This window comes from Streptomyces cinereospinus, assembly GCF_042430725.1.
Taxonomy (GTDB): domain Bacteria; phylum Actinomycetota; class Actinomycetes; order Streptomycetales; family Streptomycetaceae; genus Streptomyces; species Streptomyces cinereospinus.
On record NZ_JBHMCY010000193.1, the window covers coordinates 1 to 1051 of the forward strand.

At 69.6% G+C, this 1051-nt stretch carries 1 protein-coding gene; it reads right to left on the reverse strand.

The window, feature by feature from the left end:
* Positions 1-598: 598 nt before the first annotated feature.
* A complete protein-coding gene (locus tag ACFF45_RS35450; RefSeq protein WP_381351161.1) occupies positions 599-985 on the reverse strand; it encodes a YciI family protein in 387 nt (128 codons plus the stop codon).
* Positions 986-1051: the final 66 nt, after the last annotated feature.

Genomic DNA, 1051 nt, shown 5'->3' on the forward strand with positions numbered 1-1051 from the left:
CTGGAACACCACGTGGGCGAACTTGGGGGCGGCCATGTCGATCCTCCTTGATCGAAACCGGCGGCACGTCCCGCCCGTGGTGGTCACGGTGCGTGACGGGATGGCGCGCCCGTGGGCAGAACCGGCCCGGGCGCGACGGGGTTCGGTCGGTGAAGCGCCGACGCGGCTCGCCGCTGTCCTGGACGGTGCTCACGAGCTCGTCGCCGATGGCGATCCAGTGCGGCGGGGTTGCGGGCCAGGCCCCCGCCGGCCAGTGGTCCAGGCGCGGCGGGGGTTCCTCGTGACTCGTGGTCGCGTCGGGATACCGGTGCGAAGGACGCCGGCGAGGCCGCCGGTGCGGTGACCGGACAGCGGCACGTCACCGAGGCTGTTCGACGGCATGTCCCGTGCCGGTGGGCGATCGGCCCTCCAGGCCGGCCACTGGCACCCGCGGTCTCAAGCCGGCACCGGTGACGTGCCGGACTCGGCGGGTGCCGTGACCGCCTGTCCGCCAACAGGTCCACCCGCAGGGGTTCGTGTGCTGGGCCTGTCGGCGGTGACTCCGCTCGACGCGCGAAGGGCACGGGTGCGGAGTCGGTGTCGGGAGGAACAGCCTGTGTCAGGCGATCTCGAAGCTGTCGTCGAACAGCCTCAGGCGGAGGGTGATGTTCCCTTCGTTGAGCTGCCAGCCTCGCACGCTGTTCTTCCGGATGCCGGCCCTGCAGAACGGCTCCGTCTGAGCGTCTGCCTCGGCCGCCGCACGGGACTCGGCCCGTACGACCGCCAGTCCACTGCCGTCCCATCCGGTCTCGTCGCCGAGTGTGCCGGCGAGGAAGAGGGTGCCGTTGTTCTCGCGTTCTATCAACCAGGCCAGGTGCTCCTCCAGGTAGGGGGCGAGGGCCGACAGGGGGTCCTGGACGGGCGTGATCATCGCCATCTCGACGAGGTAGAACTGCTGGCGACGGAGTGTGGACAGCACTTCTTGGGCATGCGTGGTGTTGGACATGGGTTTTCTTCTTTCGTTGTCAGGACGTGCTGCGGAGGGTGAGGTCGCTGGTGAGCTCGATGCAGG